Source organism: Stenotrophomonas sp. YJH_SMC_8 (genome assembly GCF_059371315.1).
In genome coordinates, this window is record NZ_JCAFUL010000029.1 from 1 (window position 1) to 16,971 (window position 16,971).

The 16,971-nt window shown below is 66.1% G+C and carries 13 protein-coding genes and 1 pseudogene; 6 read left to right on the forward strand and 8 right to left on the reverse strand.

From position 1 onward, the window contains the following. Window positions 1-617 precede the first annotated feature (617 nt). The 3 genes from AC5P88_RS20310 to mtgA are packed head-to-tail and all read right to left on the reverse strand — an operon-like array spanning window position 618 to window position 2,824. Entirely contained in the window at window positions 618-1,049 is a 432-nt protein-coding gene (locus tag AC5P88_RS20310; RefSeq protein WP_495225882.1) for a CBS domain-containing protein, read from the reverse strand. Further along, window positions 1,009-2,028 carry a glycosyltransferase family 2 protein gene (locus AC5P88_RS20315; protein WP_099555279.1) on the reverse strand — a complete coding sequence of 340 codons (1,020 nt, stop codon included), beginning with the start codon at window positions 2,026-2,028 and terminating at the stop codon, window positions 1,009-1,011. The genes AC5P88_RS20310 and AC5P88_RS20315 overlap by 41 nt, the downstream gene beginning before the upstream one ends. 46 nt (window positions 2,029-2,074) lie before the next feature. Beyond that, a complete protein-coding gene (mtgA, locus tag AC5P88_RS20320) occupies window positions 2,075-2,824 on the reverse strand; it encodes a monofunctional biosynthetic peptidoglycan transglycosylase (protein WP_495225883.1) in 750 nt (249 codons plus the stop codon). Between the two features lie 77 nt (window positions 2,825-2,901). Here mtgA and hslO point away from each other — a divergent pair, with 77 nt between their 5' ends. Together hslO and AC5P88_RS20330 are read left to right on the forward strand one after the other, a co-directional pair. Further along, window positions 2,902-3,795: an Hsp33 family molecular chaperone HslO gene (gene hslO / locus AC5P88_RS20325; protein ID WP_099555274.1), complete on the forward strand. Its 894-nt coding sequence runs from the start codon at window positions 2,902-2,904 to the stop codon at window positions 3,793-3,795. Between the two features lie 150 nt (window positions 3,796-3,945). Next, window positions 3,946-4,758, forward strand: coding sequence for an XOO1806 family protein (locus AC5P88_RS20330; protein WP_181358256.1), 813 nt, complete (start codon window positions 3,946-3,948; stop codon window positions 4,756-4,758). Between the two features lie 188 nt (window positions 4,759-4,946). Here AC5P88_RS20330 and AC5P88_RS20335 read toward each other — a convergent pair whose 3' ends face one another. Together AC5P88_RS20335 and AC5P88_RS20340 are read right to left on the reverse strand one after the other, a co-directional pair. After that, window positions 4,947-7,904 carry a TonB-dependent receptor domain-containing protein gene (locus tag AC5P88_RS20335; protein WP_495225884.1) on the reverse strand — a complete coding sequence of 986 codons (2,958 nt, stop codon included), beginning with the start codon at window positions 7,902-7,904 and terminating at the stop codon, window positions 4,947-4,949. Between the two features lie 231 nt (window positions 7,905-8,135). Further along, a complete protein-coding gene (locus AC5P88_RS20340; protein WP_005410690.1) occupies window positions 8,136-8,735 on the reverse strand; it encodes a TetR/AcrR family transcriptional regulator in 600 nt (199 codons plus the stop codon). A 141-nt stretch (window positions 8,736-8,876) separates the two neighbouring features. Between AC5P88_RS20340 and AC5P88_RS20345 the strand changes: the two genes are divergently transcribed. From AC5P88_RS20345 to AC5P88_RS20355, 3 genes are all read left to right on the forward strand, one after another. After that, window positions 8,877-9,794: an alpha/beta fold hydrolase gene (locus tag AC5P88_RS20345; protein ID WP_106551265.1), complete on the forward strand. Its 918-nt coding sequence runs from the start codon at window positions 8,877-8,879 to the stop codon at window positions 9,792-9,794. Then, window positions 9,791-12,268 (forward strand): acyl-CoA dehydrogenase, encoded by a 2,478-nt coding sequence (locus tag AC5P88_RS20350; protein ID WP_495225885.1) that lies wholly within the window; start codon window positions 9,791-9,793, stop codon window positions 12,266-12,268. Before AC5P88_RS20345 ends, AC5P88_RS20350 begins: the two co-directional genes overlap by 4 nt. A 76-nt stretch (window positions 12,269-12,344) precedes the next feature. After that, a complete protein-coding gene (locus AC5P88_RS20355; RefSeq protein ID WP_111204766.1) occupies window positions 12,345-12,812 on the forward strand; it encodes a hotdog fold domain-containing protein in 468 nt (155 codons plus the stop codon). Window positions 12,813-13,330: 518 nt separating this feature from the next. On the opposite strand, the gene AC5P88_RS20360 is transcribed toward AC5P88_RS20355, so the two are convergent. Then, window positions 13,331-13,681 (reverse strand): DUF1304 domain-containing protein, encoded by a 351-nt coding sequence (locus AC5P88_RS20360; protein ID WP_478446265.1) that lies wholly within the window; start codon window positions 13,679-13,681, stop codon window positions 13,331-13,333. A gap of 76 nt (window positions 13,682-13,757) precedes the next feature. After that, complete coding sequence (locus tag AC5P88_RS20365) at window positions 13,758-15,086, reverse strand: NTP/NDP exchange transporter (protein WP_495225886.1); 1,329 nt, start codon at window positions 15,084-15,086, stop codon at window positions 13,758-13,760. Between the two features lie 286 nt (window positions 15,087-15,372). Between AC5P88_RS20365 and AC5P88_RS20370 the strand changes: the two genes are divergently transcribed. Next, window positions 15,373-16,773 (forward strand): serine hydrolase domain-containing protein, encoded by a 1,401-nt coding sequence (locus tag AC5P88_RS20370; protein WP_495225887.1) that lies wholly within the window; start codon window positions 15,373-15,375, stop codon window positions 16,771-16,773. A gap of 76 nt (window positions 16,774-16,849) precedes the next feature. On the opposite strand, the pseudogene AC5P88_RS20375 reads toward AC5P88_RS20370, so the two are convergent. Continuing rightward, window positions 16,850-16,971, reverse strand: a pseudogene (locus AC5P88_RS20375) (IS110 family transposase); the annotation flags it as partial.

The following is a 16,971-nucleotide window of genomic DNA, read 5'->3' on the forward strand; positions in this document are numbered from 1 at the left end:
CACTGCGAGTGTCAGCTCCAGCAACTGTTCGGGCGGATCAAGGGAGATTCCGGCGTGGGCGCCAAGCTACATGGCGATCGTCGAGATCCAGGCTTGTACGGCGGCCCACGCCGGCTCTCGGCACCTACGCTGCCAGATTCCCATCAGATAAGGCTCGATGGCGCCTTGCTCGTGTGCGCTGTCCTGCGCACACGGCAAGACCAGGGGTGGGCGTCCTGCCCAACCCGCCCGAGGCATGCCTCAGGCCCATGGCGCCAACGGTCCTGCCTGCGTCACCCGTCCCCCTCCCGACAGTTTCCTGCGCGCGCGGAACGAGAGCGGAAATTCAAAGTCAAAAGAAAGAGCAAAATCAAAAGCCGTTGCCAACCAAGGTTGGCACCCACCAAAGGCGAGGCACCGCGCTCGCGGGAACGTGTCCAGAGGCGGAGGGTGCGGCTGGGCAGGACCGTTGGCGCCATGGATGGCGCCATCGAGCCCCCATGGATGGGTTTACGGCGTGTCCTGACCAGCCGCACCCTCCGCCTCCCAACGTATCAGGAAGGCGCTGCTTTGGCTTTGGCTTTGGCTTTGAGCTTCGAAAAGCGGGCCGGCGGGCCGCAGGCCCGCCAGCGAAAAACTCACCCCGCAACGATGTACTGCTGCAGCTGATCCAGCTCGCGCCGCTGCGCATCGATCACCGACTTCACCAGGTCACCGATCGAGATCACCCCCAGCACCTGCGCGCCCTCCACCACCGGCAGGTGGCGGATGCGGTAGTCGGTCACCAGCTGCAGGCAATGCTCCACCTGCTCGCCCGGCGACACCGTCACCACCTGCGCCGTCATGATCTCCGCTACCGCCGTATCGCGCGAAGAACGATCACGCAGCACAACCTTGCGCGCGTAATCGCGCTCGGACAGGATGCCGACCAGCCTCGGGCCGTCCATCACCAGCACCGCACCAATGCCCTTTTCCGCCATCAACCGGATCGCATCGATCACCGCCGCATCCGGCGCGACCGCATGTACTTCAGGAGACTTGCCGTCCAACAGTTGCCGTACCGTGGTCATCCGCCTGCCCTCCGAGGGTGGGTTGCAGGGCCGAGTCTGCCACGGACGATGCTAGCCACGCGTCAACCAGGTACAACGGCCGCTGCTTGGACTCTTCGTACAGCCGCCCCAGGTACTCGCCGATCAGCCCCAGCGCGATCAGCTGCACCCCGCCCAGGAACAGGATCACCGCCATCATCGTCGGCCAGCCCGCCACCCGGTCGCCGTACAGCGCAGCCTTGACGATCACCCACAGGCCGAACACGAAGGCCACCGCCGCGGTTGCCAGCCCCAGGTACGTCGCCGCACGCAGCGGCACCGTCGAAAACCCGGTAATGCCTTCCAGGGCGAAGTTCCACAGCCGCCACAGGCTGAACTTGCTGGTGCCGGCCACGCGTGCGTGGCGGTGATAGGGCACCGCCACGCGCTTGAAGCCCACCCAGCTGAAAAGCCCCTTCATGAAACGATGGCGCTCACGCATCTCGCGCAGCGCACTCAGCGCGCGCGGAGACAGCAGGCGGAAATCCCCGGTGTCGGCCGGGATCGGCGTACGCGAAAGGCGACCCATCACGCGGTAGAAGATCGCCGCCGTGGCACGCTTGATCCAGGCCTCGCCATCGCGCGCCAGGCGCGTGCCATAGACGTTGTCATGGCCCTCGCGCCAGCGCGCGATGAACTGCGGCACCAGTTCAGGCGGATCCTGGCCATCGGCGTCGAGGATCATCGCCGCACCTTCGCGCACCAGGTCCAGGCCAGCGGTCAATGCCGCTTCCTTGCCGAAATTGCGCGACAGCTTCAGTGCGGAGACCCGCGCGTCGGCCTGCGCCAGGCGGGCGATCACCTCCCAGGTCCCGTCATGGCTGCCGTCGTCCACGTACAGGATGTGGCCGTCGATGTCGGGCAGCGCATCGAGTACCGCGCACAACCGCGGATGCAGCAACGGCAGTGCCAGGGCCTCGTTGTAGGCGGCGATGACGAAAGTGAGCCGTTCGCGGGTCATGCCCGGATTGTACGTTGCCGCCGCCCACAGATCAGGCGGCGCGCGCTCACTCGTCCGACAGGTACGCGGCCCCACCCAGCTGCCGTGCCTGGCGCTGGATCCAGGCGGCGCGCCGCTGCACGTACGGCCCGGGCTTTGCGGCGTTGTAGCGCCGTGGCGCCGGCAGCACCGCTGCCAGCCGCGCGCTCTCGGCCGGACTCAGCCGCGCCGCATCCTTGCCCCAGAACGTCTGCGCTGCCGCCTGCGCGCCATAGACACCGTCGCCGAACTCGGCGATGTTGGCGTACATCTCCAGGATGCGTTCCTTCGGCCACAGCGCTTCGATCAGCACCGTGTACCAGACCTCCAGGCCCTTGCGCACCCAGCTGCGCCCCTGCCACAGGAACAGGTTCTTGGCCACCTGCTGGCTGATCGTGCTGGCACCGCGCAGGCGCCCGCCCTTGGCATTGTGGTCGCGCGCCTTCTCGATCGCCTGCAGGTCGAAGCCGTTGTGGTCGGGGAAGCGCTGGTCCTCGGCCGCCACCAGCGAGATGGGCAGGCTCGGCGCCATCTGGTCAAGGTCGCGCCACTGGTAATGCAGGCGATAGGACCAGCCCGCCTCGCCCAGCGCCTCTGCGTAGCGCCACAGCATCACGGTGGATACGGGCGGGTCGATGAACCGCAGCACCAGGACCTGCAGGCAGCTGAAAGCAGCCAGCAGCACCGGCAGCCACAGCAGCCGTTTCCAGCGCCAGCGCCTGCGGCGCGGGCCTTCTGCGACGGCTTCCACCTTGTGCTGCTCTCCCCCTGCCCCCATTACTGGTGCATCCTTCTTCTATCTGGTTGTCGGCGCATTATCCGGCAACCGCCCCCGTTTACGCGCGATGTGAGCCGATGACCGCCAACCCCGATTCCCTGATCCGCTTCCTGCTCCCCGACGCTGGCGTCCGTGGCGTCCACGTGCGCCTGCAGGCCACCTGGCAGGAAATCCTGTCCCACGCCGAGTACCCGGATACCGCTGCCGAGCTGCTGGGCGAGGCCTGCGTGGCTTCGGCGCTGTTCACCGGCCACACCAAGATCGACGGACGCCTGTCGATCCAGCTGCGCAGCAGCACCGCCCTGCGCACCCTGTTCGCCGAGTGCACCGCCGCCGGTACCCTGCGCGGCATCGCCCAGCTCAGTGAAGGCGCCGACGCGCCGCGCGACCTGTCCAGCCTTGGCGATGACGCCCTGCTCGCGATCACCATCGAGAACCCGGGCCTGGACCCGCGTGAACCACAGCGCTACCAGAGCCTGGTCGGACTGACCGCACCGGAGCTGGACGAAGCCTTCGAGGACTACTTCCGCCAGTCCGAGCAGCTGCCGACCCGCCTGCTGCTGGCCGCCGACCGCAATGGCGCCGCCGGCCTGCTGCTGCAGAAGCTGCCGGGCGACGAAGGCGACGAGGACGGCTGGGCGCGCGCCAGTGCCCTGTTCGAGACCCTGGGCAAGGCCGAACTGCTGGCCACCCCGGCCGAGCAGCTGCTGCACCGCCTGTTCCACGAGGAGAAGCCGGCGCTGATGGGCGAAAAGCCGCTGTCCTTCGCCTGTTCGTGCTCGCGTGAGCGGGTCGCGTCGATGCTGCAGTCGCTGGGTGAGGACGAGGCCCGTGCCGCCGCTGCAGACACCGGCGCCGTCGAGGTCCGTTGCGAATTCTGCGGGCGGGAGTATCACTTTCCGTTGACGGAGTTCGGCATACTGTTCCACGGTGCCGAGGGGACCGTGCCGGCACCTGAACGGCTTCAGTAAAACAGCTTGTCTTGCATCTGGGGGGATCAAGGCTTGTTAAGAATTCATAAACACCCTACGATCAAGTTCCCGTATCTGCGGGAACTTCCGTTGTCCTTTCCTGTCTGAACTGGTTCGATGCGTACCTTCCTGCGTCTACCGCTGGCCATGATGATCGCCCTTGGCGCGATCACGGGCGTGCATGCGCAGAGCAAGGACACCCGCACCGTGCTGCCGGTATGGAACAAGGGCAGCGGCAAGGTCGAGGCCCTGCTGTACCTTGAGCCGACCGGTGAACAGGCGGCCGGGGCGCGCTGGCATTTCGGCCGCAACTCGCTGGATGCGGCCTTTGGCCTGTCCTCCGGCGATTCGCTGGGCCTGCTCTGCAGCAGCAGCGGGACCAGCATGAGCGGTCTGGCCAGTCACTGCATGCTTGCCAGCCTCGGCGACGAGGACGACCTCAACAGCCGGCGCTTCACCGGCACCGCCGCGTTGAACCGTGGCAGCAGCCGCCTCGGCATCACCGCCGGAACCGGCCGTGAAACCCTGCCGGCATGGCTCGCAGGCCCGAACAAGACCCCTTCGCTGCGCGCCGAGCAGAATGACCTGACCGTGTTCGCGCAGAAGAACATCGGCCGCGAAGGCTTCGTTTCCATCGCCGGCACCTACGCCAAGGCCCGCCTGGTACCGCTGTCCGACGCTTCGCCGGCCATCGCCGACCGCTGGGACAGCAAGAGCCTGAGCATCGGCGCCGGCTACGGCAATTTCACCGGCAGCATCATCGGCCGCGTCATCGACGTGCCGGGCAAGCCCGGCAAGTGGGAAGGCCTGGGCATCGGCCTGACCTGGCGCACGCCGTGGTCCGGCCAGCTCACCGTGGGCGCCGAGAACGTGATCAGCCGCGGCAAGAATCCGTTCTCGCCACGCAACGAAAGCAACGACGACGGCACCGTGCCGTACGTACGCTACGAGCAGGACCTCTAAAGCCCCTGGTCTCGTCGCAGCGGCAACGCTGCCGAACGCCCTCCCTTTTTCCATGGTGCCACCGCCACCAGCATCGCGCTGCGCGTAGCTTCCGCTCGTGCGCCAGGCATGCATCGCCTTCGCGCCCATGAAAAAAGCCACGCCCCTTTCGGGGCGTGGCCATGTCACACGTACGGATTACGCCGCGATCAGAAGCGCTGGGTGTACTTCATGTACAGGAAGCGACCGATGTCGAAGCCACCGTAGTAGGAGACGTTCGCGCTCGGCTGGCTGTACATGGTCGGGCCCACGCGGCCGAACACGTTGTTGGCACCCACGGCCACGGTCGCATTCCACGGTGCGTTCCAGCGCAGCTGGACGTCGTTGAACACGGTCGCGCCACGCTGGTTGGTCGCGCTGCCCACCGCCACGCCCTGGTTGTTCGGCGAAGCGTAGTTCGGCAGGTTGCACTCTTCCGGGAACGTCACGGCACTCAGGCACGCTTCCTTCATGCCGGAGAAGTAACGGACGGTCCAGCTGGCGCCGAAGTCACCCATTTCCCAACCCAGGTTCAGGTTCGAACGCACGCGGAAGGCGTAGCCAGCCCAGCCCACGCCGGTGCGGGGGTTCGGGTGGGTGACCGCGTTCTTGGTGGTGACCAGGTCATCACGCGAGGTGTAGGTGCTGGTCCACTGCGCGCTGAAGTTGCCGAAACGATCGGTCGGCAGGCGGTAGCTGACATCCAGGTCGAAGCCTTCCACCTCGCGGTAGCCGGCGTTGATGCCGGTGCGCTTGAGGTTGTTGACGATGCCGGTCACCGGATCACGCGTGAACGCCGAGCAGCGTGCCGCGATGTCGTTGACGTAGCAGTCGTTGAGGATCAGGTTGGCCGTGTCCGAGATGATGGTGTTCTCGACGCGGATTTCCCACCAGTCCAGCGACATGTTGAAGTTCTGGATGAAACCCGGGCTCCAGACGAAGCCCAGGGTCTTGGACGTCGAGGTTTCCGGGGTCAGCTGGTCGTTGGAGCCGGAGACGAAGGCCAGCGGGGTCTGCGACGATGCAGCGGTGGTCGGGGTGAAGCCCTGCTGCTGCTGGCGGAAGGTGGCCGCACTTACGCCGGCCGGCAGTGCAGCGGCGCAACGGGCACGCACCGCAGCGTTGGTGCGCGCTGCACCGTAAACCGAATCGCACGGATCGGTGAAGAAGTCGAACGACTGCGAACCGCCGCTGTACAGGTCGGCGATGGTCGGGGCACGGAAGCCCTCCGCCCAGGTACCGCGGATGAGCAGCGAGTCGATCGGCTTCCACTTGAAGCCGAACTTGCTGTTCAGCGTGGTGCCGAAGGTGTCGTAGTCCGAATGACGGGTGGCCGCGTTGAGGCTCAGCTCGCGGGCGCCCGGCAGGTCGGCCAGGATCGGCACGTTGAACTCGGCATAGACTTCGTCAACCTTGTAGCCACCACCGGTCGGGAAGTTGGCCAGGCCGGAGGTGTTGCCCGACTGCACCAGCGCGTCCGGGCTGAAGCTGCCCGTTTCCTTGCGGTGTTCGATACCCACGGCGAAGCCCAGGTCACCGGCAGGCAGGGTGAACAGGCTGCCGGCCAGGTTGGCGGTGACGACCTTGGTGGTGGTCTCGGCGGTGGAGTGCGCGGACGGGAACAGCAGGTTCTGCAGGGCGGTATTGCCGGTCAATGCGCCGTTGGCACCATTGCTCTGGATGCCGGCATGCAGGAACGGGTTGTACGGCACGCACTGGTTCAGCCCGATCGGGTTGGCCACGGTACCGCACTGCGCCACGCCGCTGCTGTTGATGAACGACGGACCCACGGCCGCACGCAGCGCGGTCAGGTTGAGGTCGCCGGTGCTGGTCTGGACCAGCTTGTTGTTGTTGTACAGGTAGCCGACATCCCAGTCGAACAGGCGGTCGGAGAACTCGAAGCTGCCTTCCAGGCCGCCGCTGAAGCGGAAGGTGGTCAGCTCGGCGCGGGTGTTGCGCGGCACTTCCGAAGTACGACGCCACCAGTTGGCGATGTCAGCACCCAGCGGATTGAACACACTGCTGGCCGAAATCGGCGAACCGAAGGCCAGTGCGCCGTACGGATAGCCGGCGATCTGGCGGTTCGAATCGCGGAAGCTGTACAGCATGTTGGTGCGCAGGCGCACGTTGTCGGTCAGGTCGTAGATGCCATCGACGAACACCGCACGGCGCTCCTGCGGGGTACGCAGGTCGGTCTGCAGGTTGGTGTTGGTCTTGTCCTTGGTGGAGAAGCTGTTGACGTTCTGCGCGACGTAGTCGGCCTTGTTGCTCGCGTTGCCGCCCTCACGCAGGATCACGCGCACTTCGCGGTTCGGGTTGCTCGCGCTGGCCGCCGGATAGGTGACGCCCGGCAGGCCATCGGCCGGACGGCTGACGAAACCGCCGAACTCACCGACGGTGGTCCAGCCGAAGTCCGGATGGTTGGCGCTGCGCGGGAAGGCGCCGTACGGACGATCCGCCGCGGCCACCTTGTCTTCCTTGGCGTACTCGGCACCGATGGTCAGCGAACCGCGCTCACCCTTCACGCCCATGGTGAAGTCCATGGTGCGGGTGGCACCGTCGCCTTCACTGTACTGGCCGTAGTAGACGCTGCCGGTAGCGCCTTCGAAGTTGGTACGGGTGATGATGTTGATGACGCCGGCGATGGCATCGGAACCGTAGATCGACGAAGCGCCGTCCTTCAGCACTTCGATGCGCTCGATGGCCGAGACCGGCACGGTCGAGATGTCCTGCAGGCCACCGGTGGTGATGCCCAGGCGCTTGCCGTTGAGCAGCACCAGGGTGCGGGTGGCGCCCAGGTCACGCAGGCTGATGTAGGTGCCGCCGACGGCTTCGCCCGAGGACAGCGGCTGGGCACGGCTGATCGGCGGCGTACCCACGGCGCTGATGTTCTGCAGGATGTCAGCGACCGACGAGAAGCCCTGCTTGTCGATGTCGGCGCGGCTGAGGGTCAGGACAGGCTGGGCGGTTTCGACGTCGACGGTACGGATGCGCGAACCGGTGACTTCGATGCGGTCCAGGTTGGTGGCGGTCTGGGCAGACGCCACACCGGTGCCGGCAACGGATGCGGCGCTGGCGGCCAGCGCAACGCACACAGCATCGCGCAGCTTGTTGCTGTTCAACTTCATGGGCTCTCTCTCCATGGATCTTGGGTTGTGTGCTGAGTCCAACCGACGTACCCCAAAAGGGAGGCACAAAAAACGGCTGGTGACCCGATAGTAGCCACACTTGATCTGGAATTAAAGAGTCGTTAAGAAAACGCCCAAATCGCGTGAAACCAGTCTCACTACGACATACGTTGGCGCATTGAGGTCGCCCTGCAAGGCGCATTCGGCACTTGCAGGGCGCCGTTTTCCCATTCAGCTGGGAATGAGCGTCTCGATCAGATGCTCGACATAGGCCTCGAAATCCTCGCGGGCCTGCTTGGGTTGCTGCAGCTGCAGCGAAAGCTGCAGGAAGCCAACGTAGGCTGCATAGGCCAGGCGTGCGCGATGCCGTGCATCGGTGGAGCTGAGCCCGGCCTGGCGGAACGAAGCAACCAGGTAGTCGAGCCGGCGCTGCGACACGCGGTCGATCACCGGGCGCACCATCGGGTGGTCCAGCGCCTTCAGCAGTTCGCTGTAGATGATGTGCGGCTGCACTTCGTGCGCCACCATCTGGAACAACTGGCGCAGGCGCACGCGCGGATCCGGCACATCCTCCAGGCTGCCGAACACCTGTTCCTGTTCGAACAGTTCCCAGCGTTCCAGCGCGGCCTGCAGCAGCGCATCACGCGACGGGAAGTGCCAGTAGAAACTGCCCTTGGTCACACCCAGGCGCCGCGCCAACGGTTCCACCGCGACGGCACCCACACCTTGTTCAGCAATCAGATCGAGAGCTGCCTGGGCCCAGTCTTCGGCACTCAGGCGGCTGTTGCGGCCGGCGCGCGGTTCGCCGGCGGAAGCGTCAGGTTGATTCATGGGCTGATTTAACCATACGCCGGGGTTCGTTGCAGTACGCGGTTGCGGCCGAAACCGTCGCGGCGCCCGCCCGGGCACCTGCCGCAGCGCACCATACCGTGCAGTATTGACTTCCCTCACAAGCGATCCATACTAGCAAGTATGGTTACGTCCCCTACTCCCGCTGCGTTCCATGATCTTCGCCTGGAGGCCGCCCATGGCGCGCGCCTGGCTGCGACTGCCAGCGACCATGGCCGCCGTGGCCGGGTGTTGTTCGCGCATGGCTTCGGCCAGACCCGGCATGCCTGGAACGCCACCGCGCGGGCCCTGTCTGCGGCGGGACTGCAGACATTGGCCTACGACGCTCGTGGCCACGGCGATTCGGACTGGAATGCCGCCGAACTGCCCTATCACGGCGAACAGTTCGCTGATGACCTCATCGTGCTGGCCGGGGAACAGCCGCGCCCGCCGGTGCTGGTTGCAGCCTCGATGGGCGGCCTGTTCGGCCTGCTGGCCGAATCACGCTGGCCGGGCCTGTTCTCGGCGATGGTGTTGGTGGACATAACCCCGCGCTGGGATACCGCCGGCGTTGAACGCATCCTGGCCTTCATGACCGCCCATCCCGACGGCTTCGCCTCGCTCACCCAGGCCGCCGATGTGATCTCGGCCTACATGCCGCACCGTCCGCGCAAATCCGAGCAGTCGCTGCGCGCATTGCTGCGCGAGGACGGCCACGGCCGCTGGCGCTGGCACTGGGACCCGCGCCTGGTGGCCGAACTGGCGCGCGACAGCGAGCAGCACCAGGATGCGCTGGCCGAGGCCGCACGCCAGGTGAAGTGCCCGCTGCTGTTGGTCAGCGGCGGCCGCAGCGATCTGGTCACGCCACAGACCGTGGCCGAATTCCTGGCGTTGGCGCCGCACGCGCGTCATGTACAGCTGCCGCAGGCCACGCACATGGTCGCCGGCGATGACAACGACGCCTTTACCGCTACTGTGTTGGACTATCTGGACGTGTTGCCCGCAGCGGATGCTGCGGCTTCGTCCGCCACAAACGAGCACGTCACCGGAGCACGCTCATGAGCATCGTTCTTCCCTTCCTCGCCCTGCTGCTGGCAGGCGCGTTCGTCGCCTACCACCGCATGCGGCTGGTTACCTGGACGCTGATCAGCGTGGCCCTGCTGGTCGCCTGCTGGTTCATCCCCTACGTCAACCAGACCGCCACGATCGTGGCTGCCGCCGTGTTGGCCGTCATCGCCGTGCCGCTGCTGCTGCCGTTCATCCGCAAGCCGCTGCTGACCGGCCCGATGATGAAGGTGTTCCGCAAGGTGCTGCCGCCGCTGTCGCAGACCGAACGCATCGCGCTGGAAACCGGCTCGGTCGGCTTCGAGGGTGAGCTGTTCACCGGTGATCCGGACTGGAACATCCTGCTCAACTATCCGAAGCCGCAGCTGACCGCCGAAGAACAGGCCTTCCTCGATGGCCCGGTCGAAGAGCTGTGCACGATGGTCAACGACTGGGAAATCACCCATGTCCACGCCGACCTGCCGCCGGAGCTGTGGGCCTTCATCAAGAAGAACAAGTTCTTCGGCATGATCATCCCGAAGGAATACGGCGGCCTGGGCTTCTCCGCGCTGGCCCACCACAAGGTGATCCAGAAGCTGGCCTCGGTGTCCTCGGTGGTCAGCTCCACCGTCGGCGTGCCGAACTCGCTGGGCCCGGGTGAACTGCTGGTGCATTACGGCACCCAGGAACAGAAGGACCAGTACCTGCCGCGCCTGGCCGATGGCCGCGAAGTGCCCTGCTTCGGCCTGACCGGTCCGTTCGCCGGTTCCGACGCCACCTCGATTCCGGACTACGGCATCGTCTGCAAGGGCGAGTGGAACGGCGAGCAGGTGCTCGGCGTCAAGCTGACCTTCGACAAGCGCTACATCACCCTGGCCCCGGTTGCTTCGCTGATCGGCCTGGCCTTCCGCATGTACGACCCGGACGGCCTGATCGGCGATACCCGCGACATCGGCATCACCCTGGGCCTGCTGCCGCGCGACACCGCCGGCGTTGAGATCGGCCGTCGCCACTTCCCGCTGAACTCGACGTTCCAGAACGGCCCGATCCGCGGCAAGGACGTGTTCATTCCGCTGACCCAGCTGATCGGTGGCGCTGCCATGGCCGGCAAGGGCTGGAACATGCTCAACGAGTGCCTGGCCGTGGGCCGCTCGATCACCCTGCCCTCCACCGCCAGCGGCGGTGCCAAGGCAGGTGCCGCCGTGACCGGCGCCTATGCACGCATCCGCAAGCAGTTCGGCCTGTCGGTCGGCCGCTTCGAGGGTGTGGAAGAAGCGCTGGCCCGCATCGGCGGCAAGGCGTACAAGATCAGCGCGCTGTCGCAGGCCACCGCTGCCGCCGTGGACCGCGGCGACGTGCCGTCGGTGCCGTCGGCGATCGCCAAGTACCACTGCACCAACATGAGCCGTGAAGTGATCTCGGACATGATGGACGTGATCGGCGGCAAGGGCATCATCCTGGGGCCGCGCAACTTCGCCGGCCGCAGCTGGCAGGCGGCGCCGATCGCGATCACCGTGGAAGGCGCCAACATCATGACCCGCAGCCTGCTGATCTTCGGCCAGGGTGCGATCCTCTGCCACCCGTGGGTGCTGAAGGAAATGAAGGCCGCGCAGGATCCGGACACCCGTGCCGGCCTGCAGGACTTCGACCGCAGCCTGTTCGGCCACATCCGCTTCGGCCTCTCCAATGCCGTGCGTTCGTTCTGGTTCGGCCTGACCGGCGCGCGCTTCGGTGCCGCCCCGGGCGATGCCTACACCCGCCGCTACTTCCGCAAGCTGGACCGTTATTCGGCCAACCTGGCGCTGATGGCCGACATCTCGATGATGACCCTCGGCGGCAAGCTGAAGTTCAAGGAATCGCTGTCCGGCCGCCTGGGCGACGTGCTGAGCCACGTCTACATGACCAGCGCCATGCTCAAGCGCTACCACGACGAAGGCGCGCCGCAGGCCGACCAGCCGCTGCTGGCGTGGGCCTTCCATGACAGCGTGCACAAGATCGAAGAGTCGCTGTCGGCGGCCCTGCGCAACTTCCCGATCCGTCCGATCGGCTGGCTGATGTGGGCGCTGATCTTCCCGCTCGGCCGTCGTGCCGAGGCCCCGGGTGATCGCCTGAGCCGCCGTGTTGCCGCCCTGCTGATGGCGCCGAACGAAGCGCGCGATCGCCTCGCCAGCGGCGTGTTCCTGACCCCGTGCGAGAACAACCCGGGTGGCCGCATCAACAGCTACCTGAGCAAGGCGATCATGGCCGAGCCGGTGGAGCGCAAGTTCCTGAAGGCACTGAAGAGCAAGGGCATCGAGGCGCTGGACTTCAAGGCGCAGCTGGACGAGGCCGTGGCCGAAGGCGTGATCACCCAGGACGAGCGCAGCCTGCTGGAAGAGCTGCGCACGCTGACCCTGGACACCATCACCGTGGACGACTTCGACACCCACGAACTGCGCGCGGCCAGCTACTACGACCGCCAGCACAAGGACCCGCATTCGCAGGCGGCCTGATCGCCCGCCACACGCGTTGCCTTCGACGGCGGGCCTCGGCCCGCCGTCGCTCTATCCGACGACCGGAACACCGACCATGTCCACGCCCCTGCTCTCGCTCTACCACCGCCTGCAACGCTGGCCTGCCGGCACCTGGCTGTTCTCGCGCGCGGTCTGCTTCAAGGCGCCCTACTTCGCCAGCATCGCCCCGCGCATCACGCGCCTGGAGCACGGCCGCTGCGAAGGCACACTGGCCGACCGCCGCAGGGTGCGCAACCACATCGGCACGGTGCACGCGATCGCGATGTGCAACCTGGCGGAACTGACCGCCGGACTGATGGTCGACGCGTCGCTGCCGAAGGGCATGCGCTGGATTCCGAAGGGCATGCAGGTGCAGTACCTGGCCAAGGCGCGCGGCACGCTGCAGGCGGTGGCGCTGCCGGCACAGCCGATTGTCGTCGCGGCCGAGGGCTATGCGCTGCCGGTGACGGTGAGCGTGCGCGACCGCGCGGGGACGGAAGTGTTCAGCGCGGTCATCGACATGTGGATGTCACCGGCGAAGTAGTGTGTTCCCGCGAACGGCGCAGCCCCTCGTGGGTGGACGGTGGGTCGCGGAAAGCACTAATTTCCGGTGGGGGCTGGGGGCGGTGGATTCGCGGGGGACGCCGTAAACCCATCCCTGGGGGCTTGGCCGCGGCATCCATGCCGCGGACACCCCCGCGAACCCACCGCCCCCAGCCTCTGACAGATCTCTGTGGCGTCCACCCACGGAAGAGAAAAAAGAACAGCAAGAGCAAAAGCAAAAGCGGCCCTTCGGCCGCTTTTTTCATGCGCGCAGAACCCACGAGCGCAGCGACCCGCTGTTGCCCTTGATCTTCTTTTTCCTTCTCCGTGGGCTGGCCGCACACGGAACCTGTCAGGGGCCGGGCGGATTGGGTTCGCGGGGGTGTCCGCGGCATGGATGCCGCGGCCAAGCCTACAGGGACGTACTTGCGGCGTCCCCCGCGAACCCAACCCGCCCGGCCAACCCCATGACAAGCATTCCGCGACCAACCCACGAGGGGCTGCGCCGTTGGCTGGAAACTACGCCACCGCGCGAAGAACCAACGCCAGGATCGCAGGCACCGCCTGGATCATGAAAATGCGGCGGCTCACGCTGTAGGCGCCATAGCACCCGGCCACCACCACGCAGGCCAGCGAGAACGTCACCAGCACCGGCTGCCCGATCACCAGCCCCACCACGATGCCTGCCGCCAGGAAGCCGTTGTACAGGCCCTGGTTGGCCGCCAGCACGCGCGTGGTCTCTGCCTTCTCCGGCGTGTTGCGGAACGTCTTCAGGCCCAGCGGACGGGTCCACAGGAACATCTCCAGTGCCAGGAAATAGACGTGCAGAAGGGCGACCAGCAGCGTCAGGGCGAGTGCGATCCAGTACATGGGCGGTTCCTTGGACAGGTAAGGAGAATGGGGTCAGATTCCTTTACCCGTGGGAAAGGAATCTGACCCCGGAACATCAGCGGTCGCGCGGCAGTTTCTTTTCTTCGCGCAGCACGCCGAACGCGGCGGCGGTCATGCACGCGGCCACCAGCATGCCGCCGATGAACACCACATGCGAGCCGAACAATGACAGGCCCTTGTGCACCCAGGCAAAGCTCAGGTCCGCACCGCGGTAGACCACGGTGTCGATGGCTGCGCCGGCCTTGTAGCGCCACTGGCGGTCCACGCGGGTGTAGATGGTTTCGCGGGCCGGCTTGGCCAGTGCGAACTCGCTTGCGCGGGTCATCACCTGCACCACCGCCACCAGCAGGGGCATCGGCGAAGCGGCCAGCACCGAGAAGCCGATCAGGATCGCGAAGCCGGGAATCAGCAGCGCCGGTGCGATCCCGTGGCGGGACAACAGCCAGCGGGTCAGGCCCAGCTGCATCAACAACGCCAGCGCATTCACTGCCAAGTCGATTCGCGAGAAGAACGCGGTAGCGGCGCCTGCATCATTGAATGAGGCACGCACGATAGTGGCCTGCTGGTTGTACAGAAGGGTGCCAATGCCCACACCGAACAGCACCATGATCGCCAGCCAACGCAGCAGGGGTTCGCGAACGATCAGCTTGAGGCCATCGATCACACTGCCGCCCATTGGTTTTTCTCCCGACACCAGCTGCTGCTCACGCTCGCGCAGCACCGCCCAGTGCCGCAAGCGCCAGATGCAGAACAGGCAGACCATCAGGAATCCGGTGGATACCAGCATCAGGTTGGCAATACCCACCCGCTGCACCAGCACGCTGGTGATGATCGGGCCGAGGAAGGCACCGATGGTGCCTGCCGCGCCAATGTATCCGTAGAAGGCCCGGGCCTGCGCATTGGAGAACACGTCGGCCATGAAGCTCCAGAACACCGCCACCGCGAACAGGTTGAAGACGGTGATCCAGAAGAAGAAGGCCATGCCACGGCCCGGCACGCCGCTGTCGAACATCATGTAGAAGCCAAGCAGGGTCACGATGAAGAAGCCATACACCGCCGGCAGGAACACCCGACGCGGGAAGCGGCTGACCAGCCAGCCGTAGACCGGCTGCAGCACCAGCATGATCACGAACACGCAGGAGAACAGGAACTGCAGCACGAAGTCTTTCAGCGCGATGCCGTGACTCTCGAACCAGGCAATCAGCACGGGCGGGAACACTGTTTCCAGGTCCGCGGAAGCCGCCATCGCCTCGCGCACCGGGCGCAGCACGTAGTAGCCGCTGAGCAGGCAGAAGAAGTACAGGAACGACCACCACAGCGCCGGTGACTCGCGCAGCGCCGCCGTCAGGCCCTGCAGCGGCCCTTTCCCCCGTACCGCACTCACGCGGTGTCCCTCGCCTGAAGACGGCGGTTGGACAGCGGCATGGCAGGCTCCGGGGGCGGTGAAGCGCGTACGTTATCCAATGCACTGCAACATCGCCAGCAGGTGGCCGTTTGAAGGCTGCAACGCAGTGTCATGACCGGGCCCGGATGACACGTTCCGATACACGCTCTGGAGGCGTCAAAATTCCAACTTTTTCAACGAGATGCGCATTCATCTTCGCTTTGTTTGTGCACAAGGGAAAAGCGGCGCTAGAATCGCCATCAGCAGTCGCGCACGGGTCCAACCGATGAAAAAGAACAGCCTGCGTCGTCCGATCCGTTCGGCGGCCACCGGTTTGCTGGGCATGTTGATGCCCGTTGCCTTGTCCACCACCGCGCAGACCCCGCCACCGTTGCCACCGATGCCGGCCAACATCGAGTCCGCTGCGGCCTCCGCCGTCGCCCACACCCAACCGGCGGCCTACCGCACCGGTCTGGTGCCGCAGGTGCAGGCGCCCGCCGCAGGCTTCAACGTCGCCAACATCGAATCGATGGCGCAGCAGCTCACCTATGGCGAGCGCGTGCCAGGCATGGCCGTGGCCATCGTGCAGGGCGGCCGCATCCTCAGCGCGCGCGGCTATGGCGTCACCGACGTCAACAATCCGCTGCCGGTCGATGCGCACACCGTGTTCCGCCTGGCATCACTGTCCAAGGCCTTCGCCGGCACCATGGCCGGTCTGCTGGTCAACGACGGCACGCTGCGCTGGGACAGCAAGGTCACCGATTACGTGCCGGGCTTCCGCCTCAACTCGCCCGAAGCCACCGACCGCCTGACCGTGGCCGATGTGCTCAGCCACCGCGTCGGCCTGCCGTACAACGCCTACGACCGCGACATCGAAGGCAACGCAGAGTACTACGCACTGACCCAGAAGCTGGCCAACACCAGCCTGAAGTGCCTGCCGGGCGACTGCTACGCCTACCAGAACGTGGCCTTCAGCCTGATCGGCGACGTTGTCTACGCCGCTTCCGGCAGCTTCTACGAACAGTCGGTCGAGCGCCGCATCTTCAAGCCGCTGGGCATGAACGATGCCAGCCTCGGCCTAGCCGGGATCCAGGCCAGCTCGCGCTGGGCGCGTCCCCACGTGCGCAGCCGCAATGGCTGGGTGTCGCTGACGCCGAAGCCGACCTACTACCGCGTCGCCCCGGCTGCCGGCGTCAATGCCAGCGCCAGCGACATGGCGCAGTGGCTGCTCGCCCACACCGGACACCGCCCTGACGTGCTGCCGGCGCCGCTGCTGGCCACCCTGCACTCCAGCCTGATCAACACCCCCGGTGAGATGCGTTCGGGCTGGCGCCGCGAGCGCCTGCATTCGGCCGGCTACGCACTGGGCTGGCGCACCTTCGACTATGCCGGCCACGACGTGGTGTTCCATGCCGGCGCCGTGCAGGGCTACCGCGGCCTGGTGGCATTGGTGCCGGAACGCGATCTCGGCATCGCCATCATGTGGAATGGCGAAAGCGGCCTGCCCAGCGGCCTGCTGCCGACCGTGCTCGATTCCGCACTCGGCCTGCCGGCACAGCGCTGGCTGGATGTGGACACCGACTTCGGCAGCGACAACCTGATGGCCGAAGGCGCAAGCCCGGCGCAGCAGGACAAGCGCAAGGGCAAGGGTGCCTCGAGCAACCGCGCGGTGGCGTCGCCACGCTGATCTGGCGGGCTCGACGGTAAGCATGAAGGGCGGCCCATGGGTCGCCCTTTTCGTTCTTTCTGTAGCAACTGTCTTGTCAGGCGGAGGCCATCTGGGCCTCCGCATCCCGTTTGCGGGCGTTGAGGATCACCAGCATTTTGCGCATCACCGCGACCAAAGCCACCTTGCCCGGTTTGCCCTGCCTGACGAGTGATTCAA